26 protein-coding genes and 1 tRNA gene are annotated in these 15352 nt (G+C 62.4%); all 27 read right to left on the bottom strand.

What is annotated here, in order from left to right; translation table 11 throughout:
- Position 1: 1 nt before the first annotated feature.
- Entirely contained in the window at positions 2-382 is a 381-nt protein-coding gene (locus M1D87_RS10475; RefSeq protein WP_421091634.1) for a glutamate 5-kinase, read from the bottom strand.
- 2 nt (positions 383-384) lie between these two features.
- Positions 385-777 (bottom strand): hypothetical protein, encoded by a 393-nt coding sequence (locus M1D87_RS10470; protein ID WP_038409532.1) that lies wholly within the window; start codon positions 775-777, stop codon positions 385-387.
- 39 nt (positions 778-816) lie between these two features.
- Positions 817-1419 (bottom strand): hypothetical protein, encoded by a 603-nt coding sequence (locus M1D87_RS10465; RefSeq protein ID WP_421091635.1) that lies wholly within the window; start codon positions 1417-1419, stop codon positions 817-819.
- A 48-nt stretch (positions 1420-1467) separates the two neighbouring features.
- Positions 1468-2436, bottom strand: a complete 969-nt coding sequence (locus M1D87_RS10460) for a major capsid protein (RefSeq protein WP_200929288.1) — start codon at positions 2434-2436, stop codon at positions 1468-1470.
- A gap of 12 nt (positions 2437-2448) precedes the next feature.
- Positions 2449-3159, bottom strand: coding sequence for a hypothetical protein (locus M1D87_RS10455; protein ID WP_421091636.1), 711 nt, complete (start codon positions 3157-3159; stop codon positions 2449-2451).
- Between the two features lie 117 nt (positions 3160-3276).
- Positions 3277-3456, bottom strand: coding sequence for a hypothetical protein (locus M1D87_RS10450; RefSeq protein ID WP_421091637.1), 180 nt, complete (start codon positions 3454-3456; stop codon positions 3277-3279).
- A 53-nt stretch (positions 3457-3509) separates the two neighbouring features.
- Complete coding sequence (locus M1D87_RS10445; protein WP_421091638.1) at positions 3510-4553, bottom strand: minor capsid protein; 1044 nt, start codon at positions 4551-4553, stop codon at positions 3510-3512.
- On the bottom strand, positions 4543-5967 hold the full coding sequence (locus M1D87_RS10440) for a DUF4055 domain-containing protein (protein ID WP_421091639.1): 1425 nt from the start codon (positions 5965-5967) through the stop codon (positions 4543-4545). Before M1D87_RS10440 ends, M1D87_RS10445 begins: the two co-directional genes overlap by 11 nt.
- A gap of 8 nt (positions 5968-5975) precedes the next feature.
- A complete protein-coding gene (locus M1D87_RS10435) occupies positions 5976-7277 on the bottom strand; it encodes a terminase large subunit domain-containing protein (protein WP_421091640.1) in 1302 nt (433 codons plus the stop codon).
- Positions 7249-7725 carry a DUF2280 domain-containing protein gene (locus M1D87_RS10430; RefSeq protein WP_421091641.1) on the bottom strand — a complete coding sequence of 159 codons (477 nt, stop codon included), beginning with the start codon at positions 7723-7725 and terminating at the stop codon, positions 7249-7251. Before M1D87_RS10430 ends, M1D87_RS10435 begins: the two co-directional genes overlap by 29 nt.
- Positions 7726-7756: 31 nt before the next feature.
- On the bottom strand, positions 7757-8380 hold the full coding sequence (locus tag M1D87_RS10425) for a putative metallopeptidase (protein WP_421091642.1): 624 nt from the start codon (positions 8378-8380) through the stop codon (positions 7757-7759).
- Complete coding sequence (locus tag M1D87_RS10420; RefSeq protein WP_421091643.1) at positions 8355-8807, bottom strand: Ntn hydrolase family protein; 453 nt, start codon at positions 8805-8807, stop codon at positions 8355-8357. The genes M1D87_RS10425 and M1D87_RS10420 overlap by 26 nt, the downstream gene beginning before the upstream one ends.
- On the bottom strand, positions 8804-9043 hold the full coding sequence (locus M1D87_RS10415; protein ID WP_421091644.1) for a hypothetical protein: 240 nt from the start codon (positions 9041-9043) through the stop codon (positions 8804-8806). Before M1D87_RS10415 ends, M1D87_RS10420 begins: the two co-directional genes overlap by 4 nt.
- A 73-nt stretch (positions 9044-9116) precedes the next feature.
- A complete protein-coding gene (locus M1D87_RS10410) occupies positions 9117-9386 on the bottom strand; it encodes a hypothetical protein (RefSeq protein WP_054572370.1) in 270 nt (89 codons plus the stop codon).
- Positions 9386-9697 carry a hypothetical protein gene (locus tag M1D87_RS10405; protein WP_064314657.1) on the bottom strand — a complete coding sequence of 104 codons (312 nt, stop codon included), beginning with the start codon at positions 9695-9697 and terminating at the stop codon, positions 9386-9388. Before M1D87_RS10405 ends, M1D87_RS10410 begins: the two co-directional genes overlap by 1 nt.
- 82 nt (positions 9698-9779) lie before the next feature.
- Positions 9780-9856, bottom strand: a tRNA-Gly gene (locus M1D87_RS10400).
- A gap of 564 nt (positions 9857-10420) precedes the next feature.
- Complete coding sequence (locus M1D87_RS10395) at positions 10421-11092, bottom strand: hypothetical protein (protein ID WP_421091645.1); 672 nt, start codon at positions 11090-11092, stop codon at positions 10421-10423.
- Positions 11089-11235, bottom strand: coding sequence for a hypothetical protein (locus M1D87_RS10390; protein WP_238211041.1), 147 nt, complete (start codon positions 11233-11235; stop codon positions 11089-11091). The genes M1D87_RS10395 and M1D87_RS10390 overlap by 4 nt, the downstream gene beginning before the upstream one ends.
- The gene (locus M1D87_RS10385; RefSeq protein WP_421091646.1) at positions 11232-11834 is read right to left on the bottom strand and encodes a recombination protein NinG; all 603 of its coding nucleotides are present in this window, start codon (positions 11832-11834) and stop codon (positions 11232-11234) included. Before M1D87_RS10385 ends, M1D87_RS10390 begins: the two co-directional genes overlap by 4 nt.
- Positions 11825-12148: a hypothetical protein gene (locus M1D87_RS10380; RefSeq protein WP_421091647.1), complete on the bottom strand. Its 324-nt coding sequence runs from the start codon at positions 12146-12148 to the stop codon at positions 11825-11827. The genes M1D87_RS10385 and M1D87_RS10380 overlap by 10 nt, the downstream gene beginning before the upstream one ends.
- On the bottom strand, positions 12145-12609 hold the full coding sequence (locus M1D87_RS10375; RefSeq protein WP_054883616.1) for a recombination protein NinB: 465 nt from the start codon (positions 12607-12609) through the stop codon (positions 12145-12147). Before M1D87_RS10375 ends, M1D87_RS10380 begins: the two co-directional genes overlap by 4 nt.
- Positions 12602-12778 carry a hypothetical protein gene (locus tag M1D87_RS10370; RefSeq protein ID WP_156351862.1) on the bottom strand — a complete coding sequence of 59 codons (177 nt, stop codon included), beginning with the start codon at positions 12776-12778 and terminating at the stop codon, positions 12602-12604. The genes M1D87_RS10375 and M1D87_RS10370 overlap by 8 nt, the downstream gene beginning before the upstream one ends.
- Complete coding sequence (locus M1D87_RS10365; RefSeq protein ID WP_200929278.1) at positions 12775-12948, bottom strand: hypothetical protein; 174 nt, start codon at positions 12946-12948, stop codon at positions 12775-12777. Before M1D87_RS10365 ends, M1D87_RS10370 begins: the two co-directional genes overlap by 4 nt.
- Positions 12945-13211: a hypothetical protein gene (locus tag M1D87_RS10360; protein WP_421091648.1), complete on the bottom strand. Its 267-nt coding sequence runs from the start codon at positions 13209-13211 to the stop codon at positions 12945-12947. Before M1D87_RS10360 ends, M1D87_RS10365 begins: the two co-directional genes overlap by 4 nt.
- Positions 13211-13579, bottom strand: a complete 369-nt coding sequence (locus M1D87_RS10355) for a hypothetical protein (RefSeq protein ID WP_421091649.1) — start codon at positions 13577-13579, stop codon at positions 13211-13213. The genes M1D87_RS10360 and M1D87_RS10355 overlap by 1 nt, the downstream gene beginning before the upstream one ends.
- A complete protein-coding gene (locus M1D87_RS10350; RefSeq protein WP_191087583.1) occupies positions 13576-14382 on the bottom strand; it encodes a hypothetical protein in 807 nt (268 codons plus the stop codon). The genes M1D87_RS10355 and M1D87_RS10350 overlap by 4 nt, the downstream gene beginning before the upstream one ends.
- Positions 14369-15352 (bottom strand): phage replication protein, encoded by a 984-nt coding sequence (locus M1D87_RS10345; protein WP_421091650.1) that lies wholly within the window; start codon positions 15350-15352, stop codon positions 14369-14371. Before M1D87_RS10345 ends, M1D87_RS10350 begins: the two co-directional genes overlap by 14 nt.

The raw sequence follows: 15352 nt of genomic DNA, 5'->3' as shown, positions 1-15352 counted from the left end.
GTCACTTCCTCAGCTGGATTTCGTAGTGCGCCTTGGCTGGATCGATACCTGGGCTGACGATGCGGTATGTCACCGGCAGGCCGGTGATCAGGTCGGCGGCCGTGATCTGGTGCCCAACTGCGGGCTTGTCGGTGACCTCGCTGGCCAAGCAGATCAGCAGCACATCGCCCACCAGGATGTTCAAGCCGTCGATGCGCCGGCTGTCGTAGCTGTCGAGCACGCCGCGCCCGGTGTAGGTCACTGGCTGGGCCGTGGTGGTCTCGTTTACCGGGTCCCAGACGCCGTGCCCCATGTAGGTGCCGGTGAACGTCGATACCGCATCGGCCAGGTCCTCGTCGAAGGCCTCGGCCAGGTCTGCCTGGATTTCGTCGCGCAAGCCCATGGCTATCCCCTTTTCACAGCAAAGGCGAACGGATTGCTGCGCCAGGGCGTCAGCAGCGCCAACGCCAGCTGCACACAGGCCGGCTGGGCGACGGTGCTGGTCTTGTCGATCGAGCCGAAGGTCTTGCTGGTCGATACCGATCCGGCCTTGACCGTCTTCGCCTCGAGCGAGCCCTCGGTCTGCTGCTGGTAAAGCTTTCCTTGGGAAGCGCACTTGGCCAGCCGCGCGCCTGCCTGTTTCACATCGTCAGGGATGTTGTCCATGTCGATGCCGACCAGGTTGAGCGCAGTCAGATAGGCATTCGCCTCGAAGACCGCCTCGTCCTTCAGCTCTGGAGCTGCCCAGTCAGGCCCAAGGATGGCGTCTACGTCGGCCACAGTGATGTAGGTAGCCATCCGGCCTCCGCTTGAATGATTGGGGCCGCAGCCCCGGGATTACTGCTTGTCGAGGTCAGCGACCTGCTTCTGCAGGGCTTCTTTCGAGGCATTGGAGCGGTAGGAGACGTTCGCGGCGTCGAGCTTGGCCTTGAGCGCTTCGACATCTGGGTCAGCGTTCGCTGCCTTGAGGGCCTCGACCTGCTTGATCAGTTCGGCATTCTGCTTCAGCAGCTCAGCCTTCTCCTGCTCCAGGCCTACGACCTTCTGCACTTCGCCGTCGCGCTCACGCTGCAGGCTGGAAATGCCGGCATTCACTGCTTCCAGTACTTCGAACAGGCGTGATGCGGTTTCGCCCAGGTCACCCGCCGGGCGCTCCAGGCTCTGAATGGCGAACGATTCGACGATCACCCCGATGGAAGCCAGCTCAGCAGTTAAGCGATCGACAACGTCCTGGGCCAAATTTCCGGCCTCGACGACCACCGCCAGGGCCTGCAGCTCGGGGCGAATGGTTACCTCGGGAACGTCCTTGGCAGCGCCTTTGCGACCCTCCGCCACGTTGGCGTCGACAATGACCAGCCCATGTTCCCGGGCCAGCTCCTTGACGTTCTCCTGGTACTGGTGGAACGGCCCAGGCAGGTACCAGATGTTGTTTCTACTCATGCGCTTGTCCTCAGCAGGCCAGGCCATCGGCCCAGCCCGCCATCAGGGTTACTTGGAAGCGTCACCGATCAGAGCAACACCGGCGGTGTGCTTGATGCTGGTGGCGGTCTTGTCCCAGTTGGTACCGGTGGCGATCTCGGCATCGGTCGGGGATTTGCCGCCGTTGGTTTGATCCCAGGTGTAGCCCTTGAGGCCCAGGCCGAAGTCGTAGTCCACCTGCAGGGTGGTCTCGATGCGCTCCTTGCCGTTGGTGGTCGACACGTTGCTGACCATGTTGCGGCCGTCGTGCACCAGTGCGGCGCCCTGCACCAGGGACAGGATGATTTCCTTGTTCGGGGTGCCGGCCTGCATCAGCGCCGGGGCATCGGTGACTACCGAGACCTTGCCCAGGATGTCGACAACGCGGACGTTGCCAGCCTGGAACAGCTGCTCGGAGTTGGTCAGGGCCTGGCCGATCAGCTTGTGGTAGGTGGTGCCCTGCATCACCTGGGTTACCAGGTTCTGGCTGGCGTCACCGAACTTGGCGTGGGCGTTGTTCAGACCGACCTGAGTGATGCCGGCGGTTGCCGAGACATCGTTGACGGCTGCGGCCTGGGCAGTGATCGCTGCAACCAAAGCGGCGATTGCGGTGTTCAGCTGGTCCTTCAGCAGGATCTCAGCGAACGCCCGGGATGCCACCTCGACGCCCTGTGCAGTCGGGCGTTCCAGCCAGGTCATCTGCGATGGCTCGTAGCGAACAGGGCCGAAGCCGCCGGCCACCTTCACCGAGGTGTTTTTCAGCTCGGTCAGGTCAGTGATCGGAGCGGCGCCGTTGGCGGCGTAACGATCGACGCGGCGCTGGGCAGCAGCCAGAGTCTGGAAGAACGACTCTTGGAGGAAGTCGCCGGTGAAGCCGTCCGGGGACAGCACGATGGCGCCGCGGCTGGCGGCGTTGAAGGCGACGAGCATCTGATCCAGCGTCTCGATGGTCGCCGGCATGATGTACTCGTTGAAAACCTGCATTTGCGACAGGGACATAGGTGTTTTTCCTTACGATTGAGGGAGGTCTGGGAACCGGTTGGCGATTGCCGCCGTGCGTTCCGCTTTGTTACCGCCGAAATTACCCTTTGCGGCCCCGCCGCCCTTTCCAGCACCCCCGGCCCCGCCGCCAGATGCCTTGCTGCCAGCGATCAGCGGGCCGAAGGCCGGATCGTTGGTGAATTCTGCTTTCAGCTCGTCCAGCGTTGCCGCCGAGAGCTTGCCGGCGGCGTCCAGCACGACAACGGTGGGTTTACCGTCGCGCTGCTCAACGCTCAGCCGGCGTTCGATATGGGGAAGCAATGCCTTGGCGCTGCCTGGTACGGCCAGAGCAGTCGCGATCTCGGTGGCGGTGCGGCCCACGGTCAGATCCCGGATCTGGCCTTGCAGGGTGCTCCGCTCGCTTTCCAATGCCGAGCTCAACTCAGCCTCGCGGCGGTTGTACTTCTCGGACCAGGACTTTTCGAGCTCCTCGACGTTGCCAGACTTGCGGGCGGCCTCTTCGGCCTCGGCGCGCGCCTTTTCTTCGGCCTCGCGGCGGGCTTTCTCGGCGGCCTTCTTCTCGCCAAGGAGCTCCTCCACCTTGGCCTTCAGGCCGGTGACATCCTCCTGCTGCGGCAGACCATCGATGCCCAGGACAAACTTGCCGTCCTTCTCGACGTACAGGGCTGCTACCGATTCTTCGACGCCTTCGAGGCTGTCCAGTTGGAATTTCAAGGTCATTGCTGTCTCCCAGAGACGTTGAGCAGGCCCTGCCTGCAGGTACAAAAAAGCCCCGGCTCAGCCAGGGCTTGGAAATTGCGCGCCACGAAATGGCGGTGATGCGTTCTGTGGCGCCGGCTACTTCAGCTTTTCAAGCTGGAGCGCGCACAGCTCTTTCAGGTGCGCCTCAAGGATCAGGCGACCAAGACCGTCAGTACCATTGAGCGATGAAGCAGCATTGGCAATCGCTGACTCCAACGGATCAAAGGTGAATGCCGGCAGCGGGGGAAGGCGTGGCGCTTCTGGTTTCTCGTCCATGCTGGTCCTCTCAGGCCAAAGCAGTGATAGAGGGATGAAGAACATTGGTGGCGTCACATTCCGGCCCTCTCGAAAGCCATCGGTTCACGCTCGCGCAGCTGCTGAAGGGTCAGGGCCTTGCCGTCGTCATCCACGAACCGATCAATGGGAAGCTTGCCCTTGCTGAACAGTTCGTAGCGGGATGGTCCAAGCACATCCTTCTGGAAGGATGCGGGCTGCCGGGCCAGCCATTCGCCGTAGGTGGTCTTGCTGCTGACCTGCTCGGCACCGTCCGGGCCTACCGCTGGGCGAGTTGAGCCAGGGATATCTCGGGCAAACTCATCCTTGAGGACTGGGATCTCGGTGGTCCGGCAGTTCCAGTGGAACGGCGGCGACGGCGCTGTCATGGGCACCACCGTGCCATCCAGCGCACGGCAGAGCGGCGTGGTCCTGCCGTCCAGCGTGGCGACCCGGCGCTTACCCTTCAGGATGTCGTCGTTGTCGGCCATGACCTGCGACCTCGCCGAACTGGCGATGTGGTTGGTCATGGTCCGCACCAGTGCACCAGCCTGGTCGCGCTGCTGCACGCCGAGCGATGTGAGCCGGCGGGTGATCTGACTTGTCGTCTCACCCAGCGCCGAGCCCATGCGAATCTCGCTGATGATCTCGGCGCTCTTCTTGGTGCCGTACTGGTCGAGCGCGCCGGCGATGCTGATGCGCTGACGGCCCTTGCCGACCTCCAGGTCGAGCGGATCGGCCAGCGCTGCGGCAGCTACCTGCTCAATGCTCGGCTTGTTCAACTGCACGACCGTCTTAACGACCTTGCCCAGCAGGGTCATGTTGAACTCGGCCTCGTATCCGCCGAATTCCGTCAGGTCGAGCACGGCCTGCTGCTTCATCTCGCCGTATACGCCAGCCAGCTCGCCCTGTAGCTCCTGAATCTGCTTCTCGTACCGTTGGGTGCCGTAACGGCTCAATCCTTCTGACACGCGCGATTTGGCGGTGCTGATGGCCTTTGTGATGAACTTGGCCAGTCGCTTAAGGCTGCCACCGGCGTAGCGCTGAACGTGCACCTGGTGGCGAGTCGCTGCGTCCGACAGGTAGCCGTCACTGCTCATCCTCGCCGCCTCCGGTATCGTTGCCGGTCACCGGCGGCTGCTCGGCCAGTTCATCGTCTATGAGCTCGTCGGTACGGTCTGCCTCGAGCACACCACCCTGGCGAAGGTTGGTGCGTAGGTCGGACTTCGCGATGATGCCCTGCTGCCAGAGCTGGACCTGGGCCAGGATGTCCTGGGCGGTCATCGTCTCGTCGAAGAACGACTGATTGAGCCAGAAGACCGTCCCTTCCTCGTCCGGCTCGCCCATCATGAAGCGCTCGGCGTCTAGGATGGCCCGTTTCAGGGCCTCAGACACGTTGCCTGCGATTGTGCCCAGCACACTGTTGTCCGAGCTGTAGCGGATGCGCACGGCCTCGGCCGTCTCGGCTCCGCCCGCCTTCTGGACGATGCGGGCGCCGATCATCAGCATCTGCTCTTCCTTGTCCTTAAGCAGCGTGCGGGCCAGTTGGCTCTCGGTCGCCTGGACAAGCTTTGCGTCACCGGACTTGCCGAGGTTGAACCCGCGGGTAGAGCCGATGTGGATGCCGTTGGGGTTCAGCTTGGCGAAATCGTCCGCGCTGATGTCGGTGGTGATGAACAGCGTGGGCTGGCTGCTGATAAACCCGCTCTCCTCCACCGTGGCGCTGTTGCCATAGTGCAGGATGTTCACATCGGCCAGGTCTTCAAGCGGAGACTTGTCGATGCTGGCGTCGTTGTCCTCGGCCCCGTAGAAGCTGAACAGGATGTGATCGAACGGCTGGCCATTCTTGTCGAGCGGCTGGGTCTCGGTGTAGGTCTTGCCGTCCTTGCTGTAGAGGCGCTGGACGTACTTTCCATCTACCAGCAGCAGCACCCGGTACTGCTCTTCCTTGATGCGATCGAGGTTCTCCTGGCTGAACTCGGACATGCACTCCAGCAGACAGACGTAGACCAGGCGCAGCACGCCATCAATGACCTGCTCTTCCCAGTCGATGATCGAGGTCGCGCCGTAGTGGTGGATCAGTGCACGCCGGCCCTGCATGTCGGCCATGGAGGACACGCCTTCAACTGGCGGGAAGTCCACCAGGAAGCCACCACGCCCAGTATCCAGGCACTCACCCACAGAGCGCTTGGAAAGCTGCTCCAGGCTCGTGCCGTCGCCGCTGGCGTTCTCCTTCAGGTACTCCACGCCCGCAGGCAGCTGCAGTTCGGCTGTCTTGCGGAACACCGCACCCAGCAGGCCGGTACGCGTGCGCCCGGTGATGTTCAGGAACATCGCCCGCTTCTTGTACTGCTTGTACCGCGCCAGGTTCTCCGGTGATTTGTTCTCCGGGTCTGGCATCGGCAGGTATTCGTCGTGCTTGCGCACTTCACGGGCGCCGGCCACGCAGCGCTTGACCAGCTGCCAGCCGGGCAAGGCCTCCGAGTACTCTGCCCGGGGAATGAAGTTCGGCATGGGTGGCCTCAGAAAGTGAACGTGATGGGTACGTGGGTAACCGGCCTGCTGATCGGGTAGTCGTGGTGAATGAAGTAGCCGCCCGCGTCGTTCGCGTGGTCCACGCCAGATTTCTTGTCGGGCTCACCGTTGGCAGCCCATACCTGCTGCTCCAGGCCGTCTGCGTAGGTCGGGCAGCGCAGCGGGTTGATCAGGTAGCGCCGCTCGCCATTCGCGTTGCAGAACATCGCGTTCATGGCGTTGATCCGGTCTTTTACCGGGGGGTTGGCGTCGGGCGCGATCACGGCAAAGCCTGCCTGACGCAGGATGGCGATGTCCGTCTCGCTGGCGTTCACCGACTTGCGCGACCCGCCCGAGGCGTCGGGATAGATCCGGATCTCGCAGGTCTTCTCGTAGTCCCGGCCGTTGTGCCGCCAGTAGCGCTCCTTGATGCGCCGGATCATGTCCGGGGTATCAAAGCCGTCGATCAGCTCATCCACGGCCCTGGGCTTTCCGTCAGGCCGTTTGACATGGACGATCGCCGCCATCTTGCCGACGTTGAAGTCCATGCCGATGAACAGGGGCTCTCCAGGCTCTACGGTGTCGAAGCAGGAATTCAGCTTCCGGTCGTAGGCGTGGTAGATCGACCCCGAGTTCAGGTTGACGAACTGGCCGTTCAGGTAGGCCAGGATCAGCTGGGCCGGGTAGGACTCCATCAGCGACGGGATGTAGTCGGGCGGCAGGTTCAGCTCGTTGTCGAACGTGCTGGCTTGCACCAGACCGTATATGCCCTGCAGGGCCGGCTTCTCGCGCAGCTGTTTCACGAACTGCTGGTAGACGAACTTGAACCCCTCGGGGGTCGTCGTCACGTCCACGCCGTTCTTCAGCCCATGCACGTTGTAGCGCATCCGGGCAATGATCTTGCGCCAGGCGTGTTCAGCCTTCAGCGCGGGCAGAACATCGAGTTCGTCGACCAGAGCGTGCCCGATCTTGAAGCCCACGATAGTCTGCGGCTTCTCCATTGAGCGGCAGATGGTCGTGCTGCGGTACTGGCCGCCGCTGTAGAACTCGACCTCCTTGTCGCTCTCCTTCGTCTTGACCTTCAGGCCCCAGTCGAAGGCGACCTCCTCGATGGTCGGGAAGAAGATGTCGCGGATCTGCGGGTACGTCGGAGCAAAGTAGCCGGAGTCGATCCGGGGCCACTCCCATACGTGCTTGCACAGCGCCGCGCAGCCTACCCAGGTCTTGCCCGAGCCGAACCCGGCCACGAAGCCGCGGAACTTGTTCTCCATGCGGAGGAAGCTAGCCTGCGGAACGTTCAACGACGGCATCAGGCTTCCTCGCATCCACCACATCGACCTGCACCCGAGTGGGCGGCACGTTGTCGTGGGGATTCTCGTTCTTGGTCTGGCGGTTCACGTACACGTCGCCGACTTCCTTGGCCGCCTGCTCAAGGATTTGAAGGGTCAGCCCGTAGTTGCGCATCCCTTCGACCTTTTCGGCCAGCCTGCCCAACGTGCGGAGCCGGTAGGCCCGATTCGCTATGGGGATCTCGGCTGTCTCTTCGCGGAATCGCGCACGAGTGTCTTCGAATAGGGTCCGCCAGCGCTTGGCTAGGTCACGCCCAGCACGCTTGGTCGGGTCATGCGCCTCGCACTTCTGCCGGGTCACCTCGATGCCGAATTCTTCTCGGACGGCTGCCGCGACTTGCGAGGGGGTATCGAAACAGGCCAGGGCCTGAACGATGAAGGCTTTCACCTCGTTGCTCAGGGCCGCCATAGGTTTTCATCCGTCGTGGGTCTGTCAGGGGTCAGGCAGACTTGAGCAGACAGGTTCCGCAGGCCCTCGAAATGTTGATCTTGGCCACCTCAGGCGGCCGGCTTGCAGCGTCGATCAGCTGCTGTACGTCATGCCCGGCACCGTAGCGCCTCACCACACCGACGAACTCCTCCACATCGTGTCCACGCAGCGTCAGGCTGGGCATCCCGTCCTGGGTGAACTTGGGCGCGCCGTACTGATCGAGCTTCTGGGCAATGTGGTACAGCTCATGTTCGATGAGGGCGCAGAACTCGGTGTCGGAGCACTGAGAGCAGTAATCGGCAGCCAGGGTGATGACAAAGCCCGGCACCTCGCCGAACCAGTCGATCATCTGCTGCTCTTGCCGAGCCTTCTGCCATCCGCCAGCTCGGAACATCACCGCCTCTGCCTGCCCTACCACGGTTCGCCCTTGCTTCTCAAAGCAGACTGAGGCCCACAGGAAGCGCAGCGGCGCGTCGATCAGGTGTGCATGGTCAGGGTTGTGCAGCTCGCCACCCTCGCTGAGGATCGCAGCCTGTACCCATTCGCCCACCTCGGGCGCTGGCTGAAGCCTGGTACCGAGCATCGACAGCTCGGTCAGCTCAAGGAGGTCAGATGGAGGAACTGGCCGCGCCATGCTGATCCACCCTCAATGTCCTGACCCTGCCGCCCGTGCTGGTATCGCGCCTTGCCGCCATCTCGACGGCCTTCTCGGCTGATGCGCCCATGTCCATTGCAGCGAATGCGTATGGCGTGCCGCTGCCAATGGCGTACGGTCGGTCTGCCTTGAGTGGCGACTTCCACAGGCCGGTATCGTCATCCACGGCAACCATCATCAGCTTGCCGTCGTGAAGGACGATCGCAGATGCGTCGACCTTCCCCGATGGAGCGGTACCGAAGTAGGCCCCCACCAGCGCGTCATAGTCGCAGACGGCGCCAGTCAGGAAGAACTTCACACCGTCGCGCTCAATGCACTTGTCGCAATCATCGTCGGTGATGAGGTCGCCTCGGGTGACGCGAGAGTCGTAGGCGATCACGCCGTCCTTGTATGCGATGGTCGTCATTCACCAGGCTCCAGGCGCTGGCCAGAAATGACCTCGCCCAGGCTAAGCCCGTGGCGGGTGCGACTGGACTCGATTCCATCAGCGCGATCCTTTGCAACCATCGCATCGGCGATCAGGTCGGCCTGCTGGCCGCTGGCGAACTCGCCGACCAAGGAGGATGAGGCGCTATCCGCATCGGTGGCGTAGCGGGTCACGATGTAGCGGGTAACCGGGCGAACCTGGTATTCGGTCTTCATTGGAATTCTCCGGCCTGCGCACAGGCTGAGTTATGACGCGCCACAGATCGGCGCATTGGGAGTTTGTAGCGCCCTACCCGGGCTGGAACACATGGCCACGCCGGGCGACCGCATACAGGACGATCCCCAGCTTGAGGATCACGCCGTACAGGGTGGGAACGTGGCCGTTCATGGCCAGGACGAAGGCGCCGAATGCGCCGATAGCCACCAGGTAGAACGCGACGGCAAGCAGTGGCGCATCCATTGGCCTGATCCGGCGCAGGTAGTCGCACGCGGCGATCACCACCAGCACGCTCAGGAAGGCATTGGCGCCGATCAGGACTGAAATCAGGGTCGAGCTCATCAGGTAGCTCCCTTGGCTCCGAACTGACCCACGAGCGACTTCAGCACCGGGATGATGTTCATTGCCAGAAGGCCTATCAGAAAGGCCACGCCGTATTGGGTTTCTCCGCCGGCTTCAAGCTTGAAGAAACTGATTGCCAGCGGGGTGCAGAAAACTGCCGAGGTGAAACCGGTGAAGAAGGCTGCGACCGCCTGGCCCCGGGTGAGGCCACGCAGGAAAGTCAGCGAGAGGATCGCCCCCGCGAAGCCGCCAATGATCACGCCGTACTTCACCAGCAGGACGCCGGCAGTCGTGCTTGCTGGTTCGGCCATGAGTGGTTCCTAGAAGAAAAGGCCCGGAGGGGAGGCCCTATTGAGGGACCGGGCAGAGGTGCGGAGCAGCACATAACGAAATTGGAGCGGATACAGGGACTCGAACCCTGAGCCTCCGACTTGGAAGGACGGCGCTCTAACCGATTGAGCTACATCCGCTGATTTGCGTGTCTTCCCACGCCGCCCGCCGAAGACCATTGCAGCGCTGGCACCCCAATGCACCAGTCTCGCCGGTCCGGTCACGCGCCACCCTGAAAGCATGTGAGGTCAGGGTGCGCGGGCTGCCGGTGTTTTTCCGTACACCACACTACCGGCTAGCAGTGTCCAGGCTGTCCCGTTAGGGCCTGCCCTGGCTGCAGTTGCGTTTCTTGCTGGAACAAAAATCCCGGCGCTTGGCCGGGACTCTTGAGGCCCTCTTAGGGCAATAAAAAACCCGGCTCAATGGCCGGGCTATGTGGTGGGTGATGCAATTTTACTTACGATGCCCAGATCTTATGCGCGTGCGTACACGTTGAGCCGCTGGTTCGCTTTCAATTGCACCACGTGTGCCGCCTATCTGCCGAGCCTGGCCTACCAGGGAGGGTGAATCCGATAAGGCGGCACACGTCGTGAAACTGAAGGAAGCCCAGCGCAATGGCCGGGCTTTTGTTCTCACTCCTCAACTAGCGCAGGAATGACAGGATGGGTGAATATTCGGCGAAGCGGCATGTCATGTCAAGCGATCTATGCGGCGTCCTGGTCATCGAACAAAACCCCCTCGTTGCTCAGGATCTCGCCAGCCTCCACCAGCGCTTGATCCACCAACTTGTCCAGCCCCTTGAAGATTTTGCGGCGCCAGTCTCGGCGGGTGCGCTCTGGGTTCCCATCGAGATCCCAGGTGTTCATGTCGTAGTTGTGCGCGGGCAGGATGATGACGCCTTCGCAAGGCGCTTCCTGGCGCTGCTTCAGCTTTGCGTTGATGGCCTGCTGGGCTTTAGCAACAGCGGCCTTTCGCCAGGCGGGGGCATCGTCGTCAACATCGAGTTTCACCCTTTCAGTAGCCGGGCGCTCAGCGCCACCGAGCTGCGGATAGGCCCACGCGGTCACTGCTTTGGTCAGAAACAGCCTGGGCGCCGGCGAGGTCACGTGAGCAACAATTCGACCTATGGCCCCCACCTTGGAAGCCATGTGCGTCGAGTAGCGCGCATTCAGGGCCAGCCAATGCTTTTGATCCAAGCAGGAATGCAGCCGCCCGAACACCCAGCAGTCAGTCAGGAATGCCGCATCCTTGCCAACGATCTCGCCCTTCAGCTTGCTGGCCTGCACCTTTGGGGTGTAGTCACAGCCGCCTGCGCTGTTGATCGTCTCCGACGCCAGCGCGCGAATCACTGCGGAAATTACGTCTCGATAGATCATTGCTCACCCCCTGCCCGCTTGGCCTTTCTCAAAATGAATTCTTCGTAGCTGCGCTTGCGGCGCACTGCGCCCGCCCAGGACAACGCCACACCACCCACCACCATGAGGGTGGCCAAAATCAGGAATCCCCATGCAGGTGTCATGCTGCAGCCCTCCTTAGGTCTTTGAGTTTCTGCCTGTACAGGGCCTTGATGGCCTGCAGGTCTTCGATGGTCAGGCGCTGGGGCTTATGAGGCCCTTCGAGCCAATCCACCTGGTCGGCGCCGATGCGCTTCACCAACCGGATGCGGTACTCGACTGCGTTGCCCGACAGGTTCCGGTTGCACTTCACGCACTGCCGGTGGACGTTCAGCGGCTCGAACCGCAGCTCCGGGCAGGCGCCAACCGACCGGTAATGGCCGGCATCCCAGCGACTGCCGGTGATGAGGTCGTGGTCGCTCGGCAGTGAGTCGCAGCTGATGCACGGCAGGCCGGCGTCGCGCTCGCGGATGTAGGCGTTGAACGCGGTCTGGGCCTCGGCCATATGCTCGCGGCGGGTCTTCAGCTTCTCCCGGCGCTCCTGCAGGTCCTGGCGGGCCTGCTTCGTGATGGCCTTGGCCGCGACCTTCTGGAGCTTCGGGTCTTTGGCCATAGCCAGGGCGCAGGCCGGGCTGCAAACCTTCTGCGTCGATAGCATGGGCTTGAAGCGCTGACCGCAACCTGGTGCCTTGCACTTCTTCGGTTTGATCTCAGCTACACGCATGGCTCGGCCTCCTTGGCTTTCTGTTGCTCGCGCTCGAAGTCGCCGCGTAGGGGAATCAGGAAGCGCTCTTGAATCAAGAAAATGCCGCCGACATCGACGCGCCCACTATCCCCTACCGCTGTAGCTCCTTCAGCATGTACGGCCCACGCCATGTACCCGCTGGCATTCGTGGCCTTACTGCCATTTGGCGTATCGAACACCTGGCCAGGGGCAAGCTTGATCATCAGTTCTACGGCCCTGCCGATATTCGGTGACGTCCCAGTGCGAGATCCGGCAACCAGCGCCAGGTCGCCCGGTTTGAATTGATGACTCATGCCGCCTCCCACTGCTCAGGCATCTGCCCTTTGGGCTCGCTCCAGCGCACACCACGCTCGGCGCCGAACACGTACATGCACTCGATGACGTCGCCCAGCTCAGCCACGGACATACGCCGGGTGCTGACGCCAAGCATCACAACGCCGCCGTTGATGCCGGAGGCCATGCGCACCTCCTGGCGGGCAGCAGCAGTCATCAGCGCCTTCCAGTCCTCGCTGTCGAGCTTCTGCATGACGCCGTTCACCGGCCATTCAACTTGGCGCGCGATGTCCGCCAACATGGCCCAGAGCTTCGCGTTCTGCTCCAGAGTGCGACGGGACTTCACCGGGCGGACGATGATCTCGATGGCCCCGGCCACTGAAAGCTCAGTGGCGAACAGGTACGCCAGCCGGCATACGTCACGGACCCGGCTCGGGCCAGAGGACCAGAAGTGGCGAGGTTTTGCGATTGCTTCAGCCACGCTTCACCCCCTTGCGCGCGGCCTTGATCGCTCGGGCCGCCCTGATGAAGCCGCTCGCAGCGCCGCAGAGCATCGCCCAGGCCAGGTACATCGCGTACATAGCGAGCATCGCGCCGCCGGCGCCCATGACTGCGTAGCCAACAAGTTGAGCGAAATTATTCATGGTCATGGCTTACCCCTTACGCAGCTGGTGCGCACGATGCTGAAAGTGCCCTCAAGGTCGGCCTTGGCCTGCGCTGCGGCCTGCTGACAAGCCTCGGCAGACTCCATCGGGACGGAGGTCATTGCCGAATCCTTGCCGGCAGTGAACAGAACGATCAGGAAATAGGCGGCGATCATGGCGCCACCTTCAGGCCCTGGGCCTCGATCGCAGAACGCAGCGATTCGCGCATGTCACGCTCCATGCTGGCCGGGTAGTCGTCGAACATTGGGAGCTCCACCACTACGGCCGCGCGGGAGGCTTCCCAGGTTGGATAGTGCGCATTGCTGATGTGCCACCTGCTACCCGGCTTGTGGCCTTCCGCCTCAAGCTCGGCGTTGCGCTTGTCGCGGTACGCCTCGAACTGCTCGCGGCAGATATCGCGCATCTTGTTGGTGTCCATCAGTGCTTCTCCTGAATGGCTTTGCCTATCTCGGCGGCAGCGCAAGTGATGGCGCGTCGAGTCATCTCGTAATGGCAGCTATTGGCCTCGGTATAGGCGCACCAAATCTCGTCACCGAACTCGTCACAGACGTCGACACCAGTCTCGCTGGGCTTAACTTGGAGGCTGAGGTCTACAGCCAAGCGCAAGGCATCTGCATCTCGCCGGAGCGGGTTCCATGCCGTCGAAACCAACTCGCCGCCCCGATGCGCCACAAGGCTCACCACAGGCGGATTCATGTCCATCCGCTGGGCGTTCCATTTGTGGTTCGTGTCAATGCCCACGGCCTTCGCCGCCAGCTCCAACAATTCGCGATCAGTCAGGCTCATACGCCCTCTCCGGCCGGCTGCCCGGCGCGCTTGATGTTCAACTGAGCGACTGCGGCGCGTGTCTGCCGCTTGCGCAGGTAGGTTTCGATGCGGCGGCGCTGATCTTCCTTGGCGCGCTCGCGGTCTTTCTTTGCCTTGGCCGCCTTGAGGATGCAGCGCACCTCGGCAAGCTTTTCGCGGGTCTTGGCGCTGGCCTGCGGGCGCACCTCGCCGGTGAGCAGGCCGGCAATGGCCTGGCCGTCATCGGTGATCGGAGCGATGCGCAGGTCGGCCAGGTACTTGGCCCCGGTGTCGTGGGTGATGAGCTGGGCGCGGACGGCGGATTCGATGGCCGTCACCCGGCGCCCAGCGTCGTAACCCAGCGACACCTCCCACTTGGCCGGCTGATCCTCGGCGCGGGCGAAGCTGACCAGGCGCTCGTACGCGCTCATGAACGCCATCCGGGCGCCGACCTTGTCGCCAGCTTCAAGGATTGGCTCGGAGGCGATCATGGCCTGGCGGATTTCGGTGGTGAGCACCACGGTTTCGTGCTCATCACTCGCCGCCAGGGCGATCGACCACGCCTCATCCTTGCCGGGTCGGGTGTCGGCCGCGTGGATGTGCTTGAGGACCATGCCGAGCGAAAGGCGCCCAGCAGGCTCTCTACGGCACGCGCGCAGTGCGCCAATGATCACGCCAGGCTCATAGGCCGAAAGGTCCTCTGCGATGAGCTGAGCGCCTCCAGCGCTGATTGCCTGCCCCATTGCCTCAGCAGTGGCGCAGATGGCGACGGCCAATTCGGCTTGTTGGTCAGAGGAAAGCATTGCGCTTACCTCCCTGGCCGTTGCGGATCGCATCAGCCGCTTCCTGCGCCGCATTCATGTTCGCCTGGGTCTGCTCCTGCTGGCGGGCGGTCGTGGCGTTCATCTGGCGGTTGGTCACCCACTGGGTGTGGTAGGCCTCGGCCTTGGCCAGCAGGTCGCCCAGGTTGTGGCAGCCGTTGATCAGCTTGGCGTCATTGATCCTCAGGTAGAACGCGGCGACATGGTGGGCAACTTCAATCCCAAGGCGGTCAATCAGCTGGCCCATCTGCCCGCCTGCCCTCGCATTCCATACCGGCCAGGTGTGGTAGCGCTTGCGGTAGGCCATGGCGTAGTTGGCCCAGGCCTTGAAGGTTTTGCAGGACTGGTCCTTCGGGCCTGGCATGTCTGCCGGTATTTCGCAGCGCGGCTCTTCGCCCCCAACAGGGATCAGTGCAACCACTTTTCCGGCAGGCTGGTTCGGCTCGTCCGAACCTTCCTGCGAACACTGACTGGTACCCTGATTGGTATCCTGATTATTGGTATCCTGATTTGTCGGATTTTTTTCCGACCTTGGATCGGATTTTTTTCCGACCTTGCTCGGATTTTTTTCCGAGGTAGATCGGATTTTTTTCCGACCTTTAGGGCCAGTAGGTGGGGTCGGATATTTTTCCGAGCCATCCAGTTTCTGGTTCCACTCGGTGGCCTTCTCGGTCAGGCGGAACAAGGTGATGCTGGAGGTGCTGGAAAGCTCGATCAGGCCGACCTCTTCCAGAGCTTTCAGCATGCGGTAGGCGGTGTCAGGCTTACCGGTAAGCAGCGGCAGTTCGTCGGTGATCTTGGCCTTGCTCAGGGCAAAGTAGATCCCATCCGGCGTCTGCATAGGCTTGGCCCAGCTCGGGCAGCCGTAGACGAACGAGAACAGCAGCGCCTGCTGGGAGTTGAGCCCCCATTCCAGAGCTTTCACCTGGTTGATGGTGAGGGTGAACTGCAT

This window comes from Pseudomonas sp. SA233 (assembly GCF_054792385.1).
This window is presented reverse-complemented; position numbering and strand designations above follow the sequence as displayed.